Annotated in this window: 13 protein-coding genes and 1 tRNA gene; all 14 read left to right on the forward strand. The window is 65.9% G+C overall.

What is annotated here, in order from left to right:
- Window positions 1-195: EF-Tu C-terminal domain-related protein (locus FKV25_RS15005; RefSeq protein WP_484177348.1), on the forward strand; the 195-nt coding region annotated here is incomplete at its 5' end.
- A 140-nt stretch (window positions 196-335) separates the two neighbouring features.
- Window positions 336-411: transfer RNA gene (locus tag FKV25_RS15010), tRNA-Trp, on the forward strand.
- A gap of 40 nt (window positions 412-451) precedes the next feature.
- Entirely contained in the window at window positions 452-829 is a 378-nt protein-coding gene (secE, locus tag FKV25_RS15015) for a preprotein translocase subunit SecE (protein ID WP_141519601.1), read from the forward strand.
- 4 nt (window positions 830-833) lie between these two features.
- The gene (gene nusG, locus FKV25_RS15020; RefSeq protein ID WP_141519602.1) at window positions 834-1,403 is read left to right on the forward strand and encodes a transcription termination/antitermination protein NusG; all 570 of its coding nucleotides are present in this window, start codon (window positions 834-836) and stop codon (window positions 1,401-1,403) included.
- A 227-nt stretch (window positions 1,404-1,630) separates the two neighbouring features.
- Complete coding sequence (rplK, locus tag FKV25_RS15025) at window positions 1,631-2,059, forward strand: 50S ribosomal protein L11 (RefSeq protein WP_141519603.1); 429 nt, start codon at window positions 1,631-1,633, stop codon at window positions 2,057-2,059.
- A gap of 3 nt (window positions 2,060-2,062) precedes the next feature.
- A complete protein-coding gene (rplA, locus tag FKV25_RS15030; RefSeq protein ID WP_141519604.1) occupies window positions 2,063-2,761 on the forward strand; it encodes a 50S ribosomal protein L1 in 699 nt (232 codons plus the stop codon).
- A 460-nt stretch (window positions 2,762-3,221) separates the two neighbouring features.
- On the forward strand, window positions 3,222-3,746 hold the full coding sequence (gene rplJ / locus FKV25_RS15035) for a 50S ribosomal protein L10 (protein ID WP_141519605.1): 525 nt from the start codon (window positions 3,222-3,224) through the stop codon (window positions 3,744-3,746).
- Between the two features lie 69 nt (window positions 3,747-3,815).
- Window positions 3,816-4,190, forward strand: a complete 375-nt coding sequence (rplL, locus tag FKV25_RS15040; protein WP_141519606.1) for a 50S ribosomal protein L7/L12 — start codon at window positions 3,816-3,818, stop codon at window positions 4,188-4,190.
- A 342-nt stretch (window positions 4,191-4,532) separates the two neighbouring features.
- Window positions 4,533-8,699, forward strand: coding sequence for a DNA-directed RNA polymerase subunit beta (rpoB, locus tag FKV25_RS15045; RefSeq protein WP_141519607.1), 4,167 nt, complete (start codon window positions 4,533-4,535; stop codon window positions 8,697-8,699).
- Between the two features lie 110 nt (window positions 8,700-8,809).
- Window positions 8,810-13,033 (forward strand): DNA-directed RNA polymerase subunit beta', encoded by a 4,224-nt coding sequence (gene rpoC, locus FKV25_RS15050; RefSeq protein ID WP_141519608.1) that lies wholly within the window; start codon window positions 8,810-8,812, stop codon window positions 13,031-13,033.
- 271 nt (window positions 13,034-13,304) lie between these two features.
- Entirely contained in the window at window positions 13,305-13,679 is a 375-nt protein-coding gene (gene rpsL / locus FKV25_RS15055) for a 30S ribosomal protein S12 (RefSeq protein ID WP_141519609.1), read from the forward strand.
- 12 nt (window positions 13,680-13,691) lie between these two features.
- Complete coding sequence (gene rpsG, locus FKV25_RS15060) at window positions 13,692-14,159, forward strand: 30S ribosomal protein S7 (RefSeq protein WP_141519610.1); 468 nt, start codon at window positions 13,692-13,694, stop codon at window positions 14,157-14,159.
- 153 nt (window positions 14,160-14,312) lie between these two features.
- Window positions 14,313-16,403 (forward strand): elongation factor G, encoded by a 2,091-nt coding sequence (gene fusA / locus FKV25_RS15065; protein WP_141519611.1) that lies wholly within the window; start codon window positions 14,313-14,315, stop codon window positions 16,401-16,403.
- Between the two features lie 69 nt (window positions 16,404-16,472).
- Window positions 16,473-16,582, forward strand: a 110-nt coding sequence (locus FKV25_RS15070) for a GTP-binding protein (RefSeq protein ID WP_137835413.1), incomplete at its 3' end; no start/stop codon positions are given.

Consider the following 16,582-nt stretch of genomic DNA (forward strand, 5'->3'; position numbering starts at 1 on the left):
TTCTACTTCCGTACCACCGACATCACCGGTGCCGTGACCCTGCCGGAAGGCGTGGAGATGGTGATGCCGGGCGACAACGTGAAGATGGTGGTGGAACTGATCAACCCGGTGGCGATGGACGAGGGCCTGCGCTTCGCGATCCGCGAAGGCGGCCGTACCGTCGGCGCCGGCGTGGTGGCCAAGATCCTCAAGTAAGCGACACGCCGCGACCGCCCAGGCGGTCGCGGTTGCTTCGGTGGGGGTTGGCGGTCTGCTGGGCCACATCGAAGTAGGCGTGAACGAGGCGAGTCGGCGACGGCTCGCCGTCGCCGTCTAAGACACTCGACAATTTCTGTACGCCAGTAGCTCAATTGGCAGAGCAGCGGTCTCCAAAACCGCAGGTTGGGGGTTCGAGTCCCTCCTGGCGTGCCACCTGATGACGGGTCTGCGAAAGCAGCCTGCGAAGAGCCGGATGAACAGCAAGGTCGAACAACCCCAGGGCGCCAACGCCGGCGATATCGCCAAGTACGTACTGGCCATCGCGCTCGTCGCCGCCGGCGTGTTCGGCTACATCTGGTTCGAGCAGTGGGCGGGTGCCCTGCGTGCGCTGCTGGTCGTGGCCGGCATCGTCGCCGGCCTGCTGGTGTTCTTCACCAGCGCCAAGGGCCACCAGACCCGCGAGTTCCTGGCCGAGTCGCGGTTCGAACTGCGCAAGGTCGTCTGGCCGACCCGCCAGGAAGCGCTGCGCACCACCTGGGTGGTGATGATCGCGGTGGTCGTGCTGAGCCTGATCCTGGCCGGCTTCGATGTCGTGATCCAATGGATCGTCAAGTCAATCCTGGGACGCTGAACCGATGACGGAAAACAACAAGCGCTGGTACGTGGTGCACGCCTACTCGGGCTTCGAGAAGTCGGTGGCACAGGCGCTGCGTGACCGCATCGTGCGCGCCGAGATGGGTGAACGCTTCGGCGATGTCCTGGTCCCGACCGAGGAGGTCGTGGAGATGCGCTCGGGCCAGAAGCGCCGCTCCGAGCGGAAGTTCTTCCCGGGCTACGTGCTGGTGCAGATCGCCACCCACGACGAGAACGGCATCCCGCGCATCGACAGCGAGTGCTGGCACCTCATCAAGGAAACCCCCAAGGTCATGGGTTTCATCGGCGGCACCGCCGACCGGCCGCTGCCGATCGCCGACCACGAGGCCGATGCGATCCTGAACCGCGTTCAGGAAGGCGTCGCCAAGCCCAAGCCCAAGGTCCTGTTCGAGGCCGGCGAAATGGTCCGCGTCATCGATGGCCCCTTCAACGACTTCAACGGCGTGGTCGAGGAAATCAACTACGAGAAGAGCCGTCTGCGCGTCTCGGTCCTGATTTTCGGCCGTTCCACCCCGGTCGAACTCGAGTTCGGCCAGGTCGAGAAGGCCTGAACCACCCCTCTGGCGCTGGGCGCCAGGATGCTGCTATAATTTTCGGCTCGCTGCCTTCTGGCGCGAGTTGGATCCGCCCCCGGCCGCCGATTGGCGGCCGTCGGCGTGTTCAGGCCGGACTGCCCCTGGCACGTCCGGCACGTATTCAACGTGAAGCCGGGACACGCGATTTTCCCGGTCCGATGGGGAGCCTGCATCCCAGGCGCTAGCACCCGGAGAGCAAGTCAATGGCAAAGAAAGTAATCGGCTACATCAAGCTGCAGGTCAAGGCCGGCCAGGCCAACCCCTCGCCGCCGGTGGGTCCTGCCCTCGGCCAGCGCGGCCTGAACATCATGGAGTTCTGCAAGGCGTTCAACGCCGCCACGCAGAAGATGGAGCCGGGTCTCCCGATCCCGACCGTGATCACCGCCTATTCCGACCGCACCTTCACCTTCATCACGAAGACGCCGCCGGCGTCGATCCTGCTGAAGAAGGCGACCGGCATCAAGTCCGGTTCCAAGCGCCCGAACACCGAGAAGGTGGGCAAGGTGACCCGCGCCCAGCTCGAGGAGATCGCCAAGGCGAAGGAACCCGACCTGACCGCGGCCGACCTGGACGCCGCCGTGCGTACGATCGCGGGCTCGGCCCGTTCCATGGGCCTGGTGGTGGAGGGTTAAGAGATGGCAATGACCAAGCGTGAGAAGGCCATCAAGGCCGCCGTCGTCCCGGGCAAGAGCTACGCCTTCGAGGACGCAATCCAGATCGTCAAGACCGCCACCAAGGCCAAGTTCGTCGAATCCGTCGACGTGGCCGTGCGCCTGGGCGTGGATGCCAAGAAGTCCGACCAGCAGGTGCGCGGCTCCACCGTGTTGCCGGCCGGTACCGGCAAGTCGGTCCGCGTCGCGGTGTTCGCCCCCTCGGGCGCCAAGGCCGAGGAGGCCCTGGCCGCCGGTGCCGACATCGTCGGCATGGACGACCTCGCCGAGAAGATGCAGGCCGGCGACCTGAACTACGACGTCGTGATCGCCACCCCGGACGCCATGCGCGTCGTCGGCAAGCTGGGCCAGGTCCTCGGCCCGCGCGGCCTGATGCCGAACCCGAAGGTCGGCACCGTGTCCCCGAATCCGGGCGAAGCGGTCAAGAACGCCAAGGGCGGCCAGGTGCGTTACCGCACCGACAAGGCGGGCATCATCCACTGCACGATCGGCAAGGCCGACTTCGACAATGACTCGCTGAAGGGCAACCTCGAGGCGCTGCTGGCCGACCTGATCAAGGCCAAGCCGGCGACCTCGAAGGGCCAGTACCTGCAGAAGGTGTCGATCAGCTCGACGATGGGCCCCGGCGTGAGCGTCGACCAGTCGTCGCTGTCGCTCAAGTGACGATCTGACCCCTGCGCGCCTGGCGCGCAGGGCTTTGTCGGATCGTCATACCCGCGAAGGCGGGGATCCAGCGTCTCCGGGAAGGAGGCGCCGGAAGCAACACGAAGTCCCCACGTCCCCGCATCTGGCGGGAACGGCGGAGACGAAAATTTTGAGGGCGTCGCAACGGCTCCGGCCGGCGCGATAGCCGTCAAAGACCGCAGGCGCGGTCAGCGCACATCGAAGGCGGGCAGGGAGGCTGCACTGGCATGGAGTCGCCGTCGATGGAAGCGGGATCGCTTAATCCAGTCCCCCAAGGGGCCGGGCCTGCGTAGATGGTTGCCGACCCTCCAGGGATCATGGAAACGGCTACCACCCCGGAACGCCATCCCGGCGTTCCCGGCATCGGGCCAAACGATGCCGACCGAGGACCGTCCCGCGCGATTCTGCGCGAGGCGGAATTGAAGTACGGAGGAGTGCAATGGCTCTCAATCTGACACAGAAGCAGGAAGTCGTTGCCGAACTGGCCGAGGTCGCCGGCAAGGCGCACTCGCTGGTTGCTTCGGAGTACCTGGGTCTCACCGCAGGTCAGTTGACCGACCTGCGCAAGAAGGCTCGCGAACAGGGCGTGTTCCTGAAGGTTGCAAAGAACACGCTGGTCTCGCGCGCAGTGGCGGACACCGATTACGCGATCGTCCAGGACGATCTCGTCGGTCCGCTGATGTACGCCTTCTCGCAGGAAGACCCCGGCGCTGCCGGACGCCTGATCAAGGAGTTCGCCAAGGCGAACGACAAGCTGAAGCCGCGCATCGTGGCGATCGGCGGGCAGAAGTACCCGGGCACCCACGTGGACGTCCTGGCTTCGCTCCCGACCCGCGACGAAGCGCTGTCCATGCTGCTCAGCGTCATGGTCCAGCCCGCCACCCAGCTGGTCCGCTTGCTCAGCGAACCGGCCTCGCAGGTCACCCGCGTCGTCAACGCGGCCGGCCAGGCGAAGGCGGCCTAAGCCACCCAGTTCGGTTTCGAGTTCCGGAACCACAAGTCGTTTCCAATCTATAAATCCGAGGTAACAACAATGTCCCTGTCCAACGAAGAGATCATCGAAGCGATCGCCGGCAAGACCCTCATCGAGGTGATGGAGCTGGTGAAGGCGATGGAAGAGAAGTTCGGCGTTTCCGCCGCTGCCCCGGTCGCCGTGGCCGCTGCCCCGGCCGCCGCCGCCGCCGCCGCCGAAGAGCAGACCGAGTTCACCGTCGTCCTGAAGGCCGCCGGCGAGAAGAAGGTCGAAGTCATCAAGGTCGTCCGCGCCATCACCGGCCTGGGCCTGAAGGAAGCCAAGGACATGGTCGAAGGCGCCCCGAAGGACGTGAAGGAAGGCGTCTCGAAGGAAGAGGCCGAGAAGCTGAAGAAGGACCTCGAGGCCGCTGGCGCGACCGCCGAGCTGAAGTAAGCCGTATTGCGTCGCCGGCAGCACTTGGCGACCACCTGAGGCTGGGGGCGAAAGCCCCCGGCCTTTGGCCGTTGTAGTACGACGTGATTGGTTATTCGTGATTCGTGGTGTGCGGTGCACGCGATGCCCCGTTCATTCCAGGCCACCAATCACGCTTCGCGAATCACGGCAACAACGAGTTGGCAGTTGGAAGTAGCGGGAGAGGGCGTGCTGGTGCCGGCAATACCAGCGACTTCCAACTGGCAGTTCCCCGGGTATCCCGAGCCGTTCGGGCGCCCATGGACACATCCCCCAGGGCCGCGGACGCGCGGTCCGCTGAAAAAGTCGAGGCGGTAGCTCACCATGACCACAGCTTCTACGTCGTATTCTTTCACCGAGAAGAAGCGCATCCGCAAGGACTTCGGCAAGCGCAAGTCGATCCTTGAGGTCCCTTTCCTGCTCGCGATCCAGGTCGATTCCTACCGCGAGTTCCTGCAGGAGCACGTTGCGTGGGACAAGCGCGATGACCGGGGCCTGCACGCCGCCCTGAAGTCCGTGTTCCCGATCGCCAGCTACAGCGGCAACGCCGCGCTGGAATACGTGGGCTACAAGCTCGGCGAGCCGCCGTTCGACGAGCGCGAGTGCCGCAACCGCGGCCTGAGCTACGGCGCGCCGCTGCGCGTGACCGTCCGCCTGGTGATCTACGACCGCGAGTCGTCGACCAAGGCCATCAAGTACGTGAAGGAGCAGGAGGTCTACATGGGCGAGATCCCGCTCATGACCGACAACGGCACCTTCATCGTCAACGGCACCGAGCGCGTCATCGTCTCCCAGCTGCACCGCTCGCCGGGCGTGTTCTTCGACCACGACCGCGGCAAGACCCACAGCTCGGGCAAGCTGCTCTACAGCGCCCGCATCATCCCCTACCGCGGCTCCTGGCTGGACTTCGAGTTCGACCCGAAGGACGGCCTGTTCACGCGCATCGACCGTCGCCGCAAGCTGCCGGTGACCGTGCTGCTGCGTGCGCTCGGCTACAACAACGAAGAGATGCTGGCCGAGTTCTTCGAGGTCAACACCTTCCACGTCGACCCGGAAGAGGGCGTCCAGCTGGAGCTGGTCCCCGAGCGCCTGCGCGGCGAGACCCTGGACTTCGACCTGGCCGATGGCGACAAGGTCATCGTCGAGGCCGGCCGCCGCATCACCGCGCGCCACGTCAAGCAGCTCGAGGCCTCCGGCATCGAGGCGCTGGCGGTGCCCGACGCCTACCTGGTCGGCCGCATCCTCTCGCATGACGTCATCGACACCGCCACCGGCGAGCTGATCGCCTCGGCGAACGACGAGATCACCGAGGACCAGCTGGAAGCCTTCCGCAAGGCCGGCATCGAGACCGTCGGCACCATCTGGGTCAACGACCTCGATCGCGGTCCGTACATCTCCAACACCCTGCGCATCGACGCGACCAAGACCCAGCTCGAGGCCCTGGTCGAGATCTACCGCATGATGCGCCCGGGCGAGCCGCCGACCAAGGATGCCGCCCAGAACCTGTTCCACAACCTGTTCTTCACCTTCGAGCGCTACGACCTCTCGGCCGTCGGCCGGATGAAGTTCAACCGCCGGATCGGTCGCAAGGAGACCACCGGCGCCTCGGTGCTGTACGACGCCAAGTACTACGCCGAGCGCAAGGACGAGGAGTCCAAGCGCCTGGTCGAGGAGTGCGGCGAGTCGTCCGATATCCTGGACGTCATCAAGGTCCTGACCGAGATCCGCAACGGCCGTGGCGTCGTCGACGACATCGACCACCTGGGCAACCGCCGCGTGCGTTCGGTGGGCGAGATGGCCGAGAACGTGTTCCGCGTGGGCCTGGTCCGCGTCGAGCGCGCGGTCAAGGAGCGCCTGTCGATGGCCGAGTCCGAGGGCCTGACCCCGCAGGAGTTGATCAACGCCAAGCCGGTGGCCGCCGCGATCAAGGAGTTCTTCGGCTCCTCGCAGCTGTCGCAGTTCATGGACCAGAACAACCCGCTGTCGGAGGTCACCCACAAGCGTCGTGTCTCCGCGCTCGGCCCGGGCGGCCTGACCCGCGAACGCGCCGGCTTCGAAGTGCGCGACGTGCACCCGACCCACTACGGCCGCGTCTGCACCATCGAGACCCCTGAAGGGCCGAACATCGGCCTGATCAACTCGCTGGCCGTGTTCGCCCGCACCAACAAGTACGGCTTCCTCGAGACGCCGTACCGCAAGGTCGTGGACGGCAAGGTCACCGACGAGATCGAGTACCTGTCGGCCATCGAAGAGAACGAGTACGTCATCGCCCAGGCCAATGCCGAGCAGGACGAGAAGGGCAGGCTGGTCGCCCAGTTCGTCGCCTGCCGCCATGCCGGCGAGTCGCTGCTAAAGCCGCCGAGCGAAGTCGACTACATGGACGTCTCGCCGATGCAGACCGTATCGGTCGCCGCGGCGCTGGTGCCCTTCCTGGAGCACGACGACGCCAACCGCGCACTGATGGGCGCGAACATGCAGCGCCAGGCCGTGCCGACGCTGCGTTCGCAGAAGCCGCTGGTCGGCACCGGCATCGAGCGCGCCGTGGCGCGCGACTCGGGCGTGACGGTGAACGCCAAGCGTGGCGGCGTCGTCGAGCAGATCGACGCCGGCCGCATCGTGGTCAAGGTGAACGAGGACGAGATTTCCGGCGAGACCGATGCCGGCGTCGACATCTACAGCCTGATCAAGTACACGCGTTCGAACCAGAACACCTGCATCAACCAGCGCCCGCTGGTCACCGTGGGTGACGTGATCGCGCGCGGCGACGTGCTGGCCGACGGTCCCTCGACCGACATCGGCGAGCTCGCGCTGGGCCAGAACATGCTGGTCGCGTTCATGCCGTGGAACGGCTACAACTTCGAGGACTCGATCCTGCTCTCCGAGCGCGTGGTCGAGGAGGATCGCTACACCACGATCCACATCGAGGAGCTGACCTGCGTCGCCCGCGACACCAAGCTGGGGCCGGAGGAAATCTCGGCCGACATCCCGAACGTCTCCGAGAGCGCGCTCAACCGCCTCGACGAGTCCGGCGTGGTGTACATCGGTGCGGAAGTCCGCGCCGGCGACATCCTGGTCGGCAAGGTCACGCCCAAGGGCGAGAGCCAGCTGACCCCGGAAGAGAAGCTGCTTCGCGCGATCTTCGGCGAGAAGGCCTCCGACGTGAAGGACAGCTCGCTGCGCGTGCCGCCGGGCATGGACGGCACCGTCATCGACGTGCAGGTCTTCACCCGCGACGGCATCGAGAAGGACAAGCGCGCCAAGCTGATCGAGGAAAGCGAGATCCGCCGCGTCAAGAAGGACTTCGACGACCAGTTCCGGATCCTGGAGGGCGCCATCTACGCGCGCCTGCGCAGCCAGCTGATCGGCAAGGTCGCCAATGGCGGCCCGGGCCTGAAGAAGGGCGACACCGTCACCAGCCTCGTGCTCGATGGCCTGTCGCGCAAGGACTGGTTCAGCCTGCGCATGAAGGACGAGGACGCCGTCGAGGCGATCGAGCGCGCGCGCAAGCAGATCGAGGTCCACGAGCAGGAGTTCGAGAAGCGCTTCGCCGACAAGCGCGGCAAGATCACCCAGGGCGACGACCTCGCCCCGGGCGTGCTGAAGATGGTGAAGGTGTTCATGGCGGTCAAGCGTCGCATCCAGCCGGGTGACAAGATGGCCGGCCGCCACGGCAACAAGGGCGTGGTGTCCACGATCGTCCCGGTCGAGGACATGCCCTACATGGCCAGCGGCGAGTCGGTCGACATCGTCCTCAACCCGCTGGGCGTGCCGAGCCGCATGAACATCGGCCAGATCCTCGAGACCCACCTGGGCTGGGCCGCGAAGGGCCTGGGCCGCAAGATCCAGGCGATGCTCGAGGCACAGGCCAAGATCGCCGACCTGCGCAAGTTCCTGGGCGAGATCTACAATCACGACAGCAAGCTGCACGGCGAGCGCGTCGACCTGGGTCAGTTCTCCGACGAGGAGCTGCTGAACCTGGCGCGCAACCTGACCGACGGCGTGCCGATGGCGACCCCGGTGTTCGATGGTGCCGCCGAGGCCGAGATCAAGCAGATGCTCGCACTCGCCGACATGCCGAGCAGTGGCCAGACCCAGTTGTACGACGGCCGCACCGGCGAGGCGTTCGATCGCCACACCACGGTCGGCTACATGCACATGCTGAAGCTGAACCACCTCGTCGACGACAAGATGCACGCGCGCTCGACCGGTCCGTACTCGCTCGTCACCCAGCAGCCGCTGGGCGGCAAGGCGCAGTTCGGTGGCCAGCGCTTCGGTGAGATGGAAGTCTGGGCGCTGGAAGCCTACGGCGCGGCCTACACCCTGCAGGAAATGCTGACGGTGAAGTCCGACGACGTGCAGGGCCGCAACCAGATGTACAAGAACATCGTCGATGGCGAGTACGAGATGGTGGCTGGCATGCCGGAGTCCTTCAACGTCCTGGTGAAGGAAATCCGCTCGCTCGCGATCAACATGGAGCTGGAAGAGAGCTGAGGGCGTCCAGGCGCCGGCACGGGACGGGGACGCGCGATCGCGGCCCCGGACCCTCCCGCCGCCCGAGCTGACGTTCCCCCATCCTCGAATCCGAATTCCGGAGAGTTCAAATGAAAGATTTGCTCAACCTGTTCAACCAGCAGCGGCCCGCGCTCGACTTCGACGCGATCAAGATCGCGCTGGCGTCGCCGGACCTGATCCGTTCGTGGTCGTTCGGCGAGGTCAAGAAGCCCGAGACCATCAACTACCGCACCTTCAAGCCCGAACGCGACGGCCTGTTCTGCGCCGCGATCTTCGGACCGGTCAAGGACTACGAGTGCCTGTGCGGCAAGTACAAGCGCATGAAGCACCGTGGCGTCGTCTGCGAGAAGTGCGGCACCGAGGTCACCCTGGCCAAGGTCCGCCGCGAGCGCATGGGCCACATCGACCTGGCTTCGCCGGTCGCGCACATCTGGTTCCTCAAGTCGCTGCCCTCGCGCATCGGCCTGATGCTGGACATGACCCTGCGTGACATCGAGCGCATCCTCTACTTCGAGGCGTTCGTGGTCACCGAGCCGGGCCTGACCCCGATGGAACGCGGCATGCTGCTCAACGAAGAGCAGTACATGCAGGCGCGCCAGGAGCACGGCGACGACTTCGAGGCCGCGATGGGCGCCGAGGCGGTCTACGACCTGCTGCGCACGATCGACCTGCAGTCGGAGATGATCCAGCTGAAGGAAGACATCGCCGCCACGGGCTCGGAAACCAAGCTCAAGCGCCTGACCAAGCGCATCAAGCTGGTCGAGGCCTTCATCGAGTCGGGCAACAAGCCCGAGTGGATGGTCATGACCGTGCTGCCGGTGCTGCCGCCGGACCTGCGCCCGCTGGTCCCGCTGGACGGCGGCCGCTTCGCGACCTCCGACCTGAACGACCTGTACCGCCGCGTCATCAACCGCAACAACCGCCTGCGCCGCCTGCTCGAGCTCAATGCGCCCGACATCATCGTGCGCAACGAGAAGCGCATGCTGCAGGAGTCGGTGGACGCGCTGATGGACAACGGCCGCCGTGGCCGCGCCATCACCGGCACCAACAAGCGCCCGCTCAAGTCGCTGGCCGACATGATCAAGGGCAAGCAGGGCCGTTTCCGCCAGAACCTGCTCGGCAAGCGCGTCGACTACTCCGGCCGTTCGGTCATCGTGGTCGGCCCGACGCTGCGCCTGCACGAGTGCGGCCTGCCCAAGAAGATGGCGCTGGAGCTGTTCAAGCCCTTCATCTTCGCCAAGCTGCAGCGCCGTGGCCTGGCCACGACGATCAAGGCCGCCAAGAAGCTGGTCGAGCGCGAAGAGGCCGAGGTGTGGGACATCCTCGAAGAGGTGATCCGCGAGCACCCGGTCCTGCTGAACCGTGCGCCGACCCTGCACCGCCTGGGCATCCAGGCGTTCGAGCCGGTCCTGATCGAAGGCAAGGCGATCCAGCTGCACCCGCTGGTGTGTACCGCGTTCAACGCCGACTTCGACGGTGACCAGATGGCCGTGCACGTCCCGCTGAGCCTGGAGGCCCAGCTGGAAGCGCGCGCGCTGATGATGTCCTCGAACAACATCCTGTCGCCGGCGAACGGCGAGCCGATCATCGTGCCGTCGCAGGACGTCGTGCTCGGCCTGTACTACATGACCCGCGCCCTCGAGAACAAGAAGGGCGAGGGCATGGTGTTCGCGAACGTCGCCGAGGTGAAGCGCGCCTACGACAACCGCGTCGTTGAGCTGCACGCCAAGGTCAAGGTCCGCCTGACCCAGACGGTGATCGCCGAGGACGGTTCGCGCGAGCGCGTGACCTCCATCGTCGACACGACCGTCGGTCGTTCGCTGCTGCACGAGATCCTGCCCGACGGCCTGCCGTTCGAGCTGGCGAACGTCGAGCTGATCAAGAAGAACATCAGCCGCCTGATCAACTCGTGCTACCGCCTGCTCGGCCTGAAGGACACGGTCGTGTTCGCCGACAAGCTGATGTACACCGGCTTCGCCTACGCGACCCGCGCCGGCGTCTCCATCGGCATCGACGACATGGTCATCCCGGACGAGAAGAAGGACATCCTGGGCGAAGCCGAGTCCGAGGTCCTGGAGATCCAGGAGCAGTACCAGTCGGGCCTGGTCACCGCCGGCGAGCGCTACAACAAGGTCGTCGACATCTGGTCGCGCACGAACGAGCGCATCGCCAAGGCAATGATGGACGCGATCGGCACCGAAAAGGTGACCGACGCCGAGGGCAAGGAAGTCGCGCAGAAGTCGATGAACTCGCTCTACATCATGGCCGACTCCGGTGCCCGTGGTTCGCAGGCGCAGATCCGCCAGCTGGCCGGCATGCGTGGCCTGATGGCCCGCCCGGACGGCTCGATCATCGAGACCCCGATCAAGGCCAACTTCCGCGAAGGCCTGAACGTGCAGGAGTACTTCAACTCCACCCACGGTGCCCGAAAGGGCCTGGCCGACACCGCGCTGAAGACCGCCAACTCCGGTTACCTGACCCGTCGCCTGGTCGACGTGGCGCAGGACGTGGTCATCACCGAGGACGACTGCGGCACCACGGGCGCGCTGACCATGACCCCGATCGTCGAGGGCGGTGACGTCGTCGAGCCGCTGCGCGACCGCGTGCTGGGCCGCATCGTGGCCGAGGACGTGTTCCTGCCGGGCGACGACGAGGATCCGATCGTGACCCGCAACACCCTGCTCGACGAAGCCTGGGTGCAGAAGCTCGAAGACGCCAGCGTGCAGTCCATCAAGGTGCGCTCGACGATCACCTGCGAGTCCTCGTTCGGCGTGTGCGCGCACTGCTACGGCCGCGACCTGGGCCGCGGCCACCTGGTCAACCACGGCGAGGCCGTCGGCGTCGTCGCCGCGCAGTCGATCGGCGAGCCCGGTACCCAGCTGACCATGCGTACGTTCCACATCGGCGGCGCGGCTTCGCGTGCGGCGGCGATCGACAACGTCACCATCAAGACCACCGGTACGGTCAAGTTCAACAACCTCAAGCACGTCAAGCACAGCAATGGCCACCAGGTCGCGGTGTCGCGCTCGGGTGAACTGTCCGTGCTCGACACCCACGGCCGCGAGCGCGAGCGCTACAAGCTGCCGTACGGTGCGACGGTGGCGGTCGACGACGGCGGCGCGGTAAAGGCCGGCCAGCAGGTCGCCAACTGGGATCCGCACAACCACCCGATCGTGTCGGAAGTGGCCGGTTTCGTGCGCTTCGTGGACTTCGTCGACGGCATCACCGTCATCGAGAAGACCGACGAACTGACCGGCCTGGCCTCGCGCGAGATCACCGACCCGAAGCGTCGCGGTTCGGCCGGCAAGGACCTGCGTCCGCTGGTGCGCATCGTCGACAAGAAGGGCAACGACCTCAACATCCCGGGCACCGACCTGCCGGCGCAGTACCTGCTGCCGCCGCGCTCGATCGTCAACCTGCAGGACGGCGACGCCGTCGGCGTGGGCGACGTGGTGGCCAAGATCCCGCAGGAAGCGTCCAAGACCCGCGACATCACCGGTGGTCTGCCGCGCGTGGCCGACCTGTTCGAGGCGCGCAAGCCCAAGGATCCGGCGATCCTGGCCGAGCGTTCGGGCGTGGTCAGCTTCGGCAAGGACACCAAGGGCAAGCAGCGCCTGATCATCAAGGGCGCGGACGGCGAGGAGCACGAGGAGCTGATCCCGAAGTACCGCCAGATCATCGTGTTCGAAGGCGAGCACGTCGAGAAGGGCGAGACCGTGGTGGACGGCGAGCCGAGCCCGCAGGACATCCTGCGCCTGCTGGGCGTTGAGCCGCTGGCCGTCTACCTGACCAAGGAGATCCAGGACGTCTATCGCCTGCAGGGCGTGAAGATCAACGACAAGCACATCGAGGTGATCGTCCGCCAGATGCTGCGCAAGGTCGAGATCACCGACCAGGGCGACAGCAAGTTCCTGCATGGCGAGCAGGTCGAGCGCCAGCGCCTGGTCGAGGAGAACGCCTCGCTCACCGGCAAGGGCCTGATCCCGGCGCAGTTCGACCCGGTCCTGCTGGGCATCACCAAGGCCTCGCTGGCGACGGAGTCGTTCATCTCGGCGGCGTCCTTCCAGGAGACCACCCGCGTGCTGACCGAGGCGGCCGTCCGCGGCACCAAGGACAACCTGCGCGGCCTGAAGGAGAACGTCATCGTCGGCCGCCTGATCCCGGCCGGTACCGGCCTGGCGTACCACACCCAGCGCCGCCGCGGGGCCAGTGGCCTGACGGCGTCGGAAATGGAGCAGTTGACCGCTCCGGTGGGTGGCGACGCCCCGGTCGAAGCGCAGGAAGGCGTGGACGAAGCGTCCGACGCCACGTAAGATATCGCGTCATTGCGCGCCCCCCGGGGCGCGCCAGATCACGAAATTAGGGGCACGGAGCCCCTAGTGTTCGGCCCAGGAAGGGCGGGATCGCAGTATCGGGCACGGGTTCCGCCGCAGGGCGGCGGAGCGCCGTGCTGGTCTCGTGTTTGACGCATGCGTCAGACACGGGCTATACTTTTCCGTCTCGGTGAGCTGGGTGTGCCCGGCTTGCCGTTCGTTATTCACGTAGGGGCCCCGTCCTGGGTGCCCTCTCAGCAAAGAGCACCAGATGGCAACGATCAATCAGCTGGTCCGCAAGCCGCGGCAGGCGACCACGTACAAGAGCACTTCGCCTGCGCTGGCCAATTGCCCGCAGCGTCGCGGCGTCTGCACGCGCGTCTACACCACCACCCCGAAGAAGCCGAACTCGGCCATGCGCAAGGTGGCCAAGGTGCGCCTGACCAACGGTTACGAGGTCATCTCGTACATCGGCGGCGAAGGCCACAACCTGCAGGAGCACTCCGTGGTCCTGATCCGCGGCGGCCGCGTGAAGGATCTGCCGGGCGTGCGTTACCACACCGTGCGTGGCTCGCTCGACGCCGCCGGCGTCGCCAAGCGTCGCCAGCGTCGCTCCAAGTACGGCGCCAAGCGCCCGAAGTCCTGAGGAATTTGATCCATGTCGCGTAAAGGTTCCGCCCCGCAGCGTTCCGTCCTGCCCGATCCGAAGCATGGCAGCGAGACGATCGCGCGTTTCATCAACATGGTCATGAAGAGCGGCAAGAAGTCCGTCGCCGAGAAGATCGTCTATGGCGCAATGGACGTCATCGGCGAGAAGAACGACGCCCCGCTGGAGCTCGTCGAGAAGGCCCTGGGCAACGTGTCCCCGGCCGTCGAGGTGAAGTCCCGCCGCGTCGGTGGTGCCACCTACCAGGTGCCGGTCGAAGTGCGCGCCTCGCGCCGCATGGCGCTGGCCATGCGCTGGCTGATCGAGTCCGCCCGCAAGCGTGGCGAGAACAGCATGCCGCGCAAGCTGGCGGCCGAGCTGATCGACGCGTCCGAGAGCCGCGGCGGCGCCATCAAGAAGCGTGAAGAGACCCACCGCATGGCCGAGGCCAACAAGGCCTTCGCGCACTACCGCTGGTGATCCGGGCGACCCCTGCGCTCGACTGAGGGCAGGGGAGTCTGACGGCAGCCTCACCGCTGCCATGGCGACGAAACTACGCCGCCTCGCGAACCGGATGCCGCCGTCAGGCGGCGTCCGGCCATCTGGAATTCGAAAACTATACGAGAGGGTCCCGTGGCTCGCACCACTCCCATCGAGCGTTACCGCAACTTCGGCATCATGGCCCACATCGATGCCGGCAAAACCACCACGTCCGAGCGCATCCTGTTCTACACGGGTGTCAGCCACAAGATCGGCGAAGTCCACGATGGCGCTGCCACCATGGACTGGATGGAGCAGGAGCAGGAGCGCGGCATCACCATCACCTCCGCGGCCACCACGGCCTTCTGGAGCGGCATGGACAAGTCGATGCCGCAGCACCGCCTGAACATCATCGACACCCCCGGACACGTCGACTTCACCATCGAAGTCGAGCGTTCGCTGCGCGTGCTCGACGGCGCGGTCTTCGTGCTGTGCGCCGTCGGTGGCGTGCAGCCGCAGTCCGAGACCGTCTGGCGCCAGGCCAACAAGTATCGCGTGCCGCGCATGGCGTTCGTCAACAAGATGGACCGCACCGGCGCCAACTTCGACAAGGTCGTCGAGCAGCTGAAGGCCCGCCTGGGCGCCTACCCGGTGCCGATGCAGGTGCCGATCGGCGCCGAGGATGGCTTCGAGGGCGTGGTCGACCTGGTCAAGATGAAGGCGATCCACTGGGATGTCGCTTCTCAGGGCACGGTGTTCGAGTACCGCGACGTGCCGGCCGAGCTGGCCGACAAGTGCGCCGAGGCCCGCAGCTTCATGGTCGAGGCGGCCGCCGAGGCCAGCGAAGAGCTGATGGACAAGTACCTGACCGATGGCGACCTCGACGAGGCCGACATCCTGGCGGGCCTGCGCGAGCGCACCCTGAAGGTGGAGATCGTGCCGGTGTTCGCGGGTACCGCGTTCAAGAACAAGGGCGTGCAGGCCATGCTCGACGGCGTCATCCAGCTGCTGCCGTCGCCGGTCGACGTGCCGCCGGTGGCCGGCATCGACGAGGACGAGAAGGAAGACACCCGCAGCGCCGACGACAAGGCGCCGTTCTCGGCGCTCGCGTTCAAGATCATGACCGATCCCTTCGTGGGCTCGCTGACCTTCTTCCGCGTCTACTCGGGCGTGCTCAACTCCGGCGACCAGGTGTACAACCCGGTCAAGTCGAAGAAGGAGCGCGTGGGCCGCATCCTGCAGATGCACTCCAACAATCGCGAAGAGATCAAGGAAGTCCGCGCCGGCGACATCGCCGCGGCCGTGGGCCTGAAGGACGTCACCACCGGTGACACCCTGTGTGCCCAGGACCACATCATCACCCTGGAGCGCATGACGTTCCCGGAGCCGGTGATCTCGATGGCGGTGGAGCCCAAGACCAAGTCGGACCAGGAGAAGATGGGCATCGCCCTCGGCCGCCTGGCGCAGGAGGATCCGTCCTTCCGCGTGCGTACCGACGAAGAGTCCGGCCAGACCATCATCGCCGGCATGGGCGAGCTGCACCTGGACATCCTCGTGGACCGCATGAAGCGCGAGTTCAACGTCGAGGCCAACGTGGGCAAGCCGCAGGTCGCGTACCGCGAGACCATCCGCAAGCCGATTAAGGTCGAAGGCAAGTTCGTCCGCCAGTCCGGTGGTAAGGGTCAGTTCGGCCACGTGTGGATCGAGCTGGAGCCCAACGAGCAGGGCGCCGGCTACGCGTTCGAGAACGCGATCGTCGGTGGCGTCGTGCCGAAGGAGTACATCCCGGCCGTCGACAAGGGCATCCAGGAGGCCGCCGCCAACGGCGTGCTCGCCGGTTACCCGATCGTCGACGTCAAGGTCAAGCTCGTGGACGGTTCGTACCATGAGGTCGACTCCTCGGAAATGGCGTTCAAGATCGCCGGCTCGATGGCCTTCAAGGAAGGCTTCATGAAGGCCAGCCCGGTCCTGCTTGAGCCGATGATGAAGGTCGAGATCGTCACCCCCGAGGAATACCTCGGCGACGTGATGGGCGACGTCAGCCGTCGTCGCGGCATGCTGGAAGGCCAGGAAGACAGCCCGTCGGGCAAGATCATCAACGCCAAGATCCCGCTGGGCGAGATGTTCGGTTACGCGACCACGCTGCGCTCGATGTCGCAGGGCCGCGCGACCTTCACGATGGAATTCGACCATTACGCCGAGGCGCCGGCCAACATCGCCGAAGCCGCAAGCAAGAAGAACTGATGGGTGCCGGCTTCGGCCGGCCCCCACGACCATTTCAACGATCAATACGCAATTAAAAGGTAGATAGTCATGGCTAAGGGTAAGTTCGAGCGCACCAAGCCGCACGTGAACGTCGGCACGATCGGCCACGTTGACCACGGCAAGACCACGCTGACGGCTGCGCTGACGAAGGTGGGCGC

Source organism: Marilutibacter aestuarii (assembly GCF_006546775.1).
Lineage (GTDB): Bacteria > Pseudomonadota > Gammaproteobacteria > Xanthomonadales > Xanthomonadaceae > Marilutibacter > Marilutibacter aestuarii.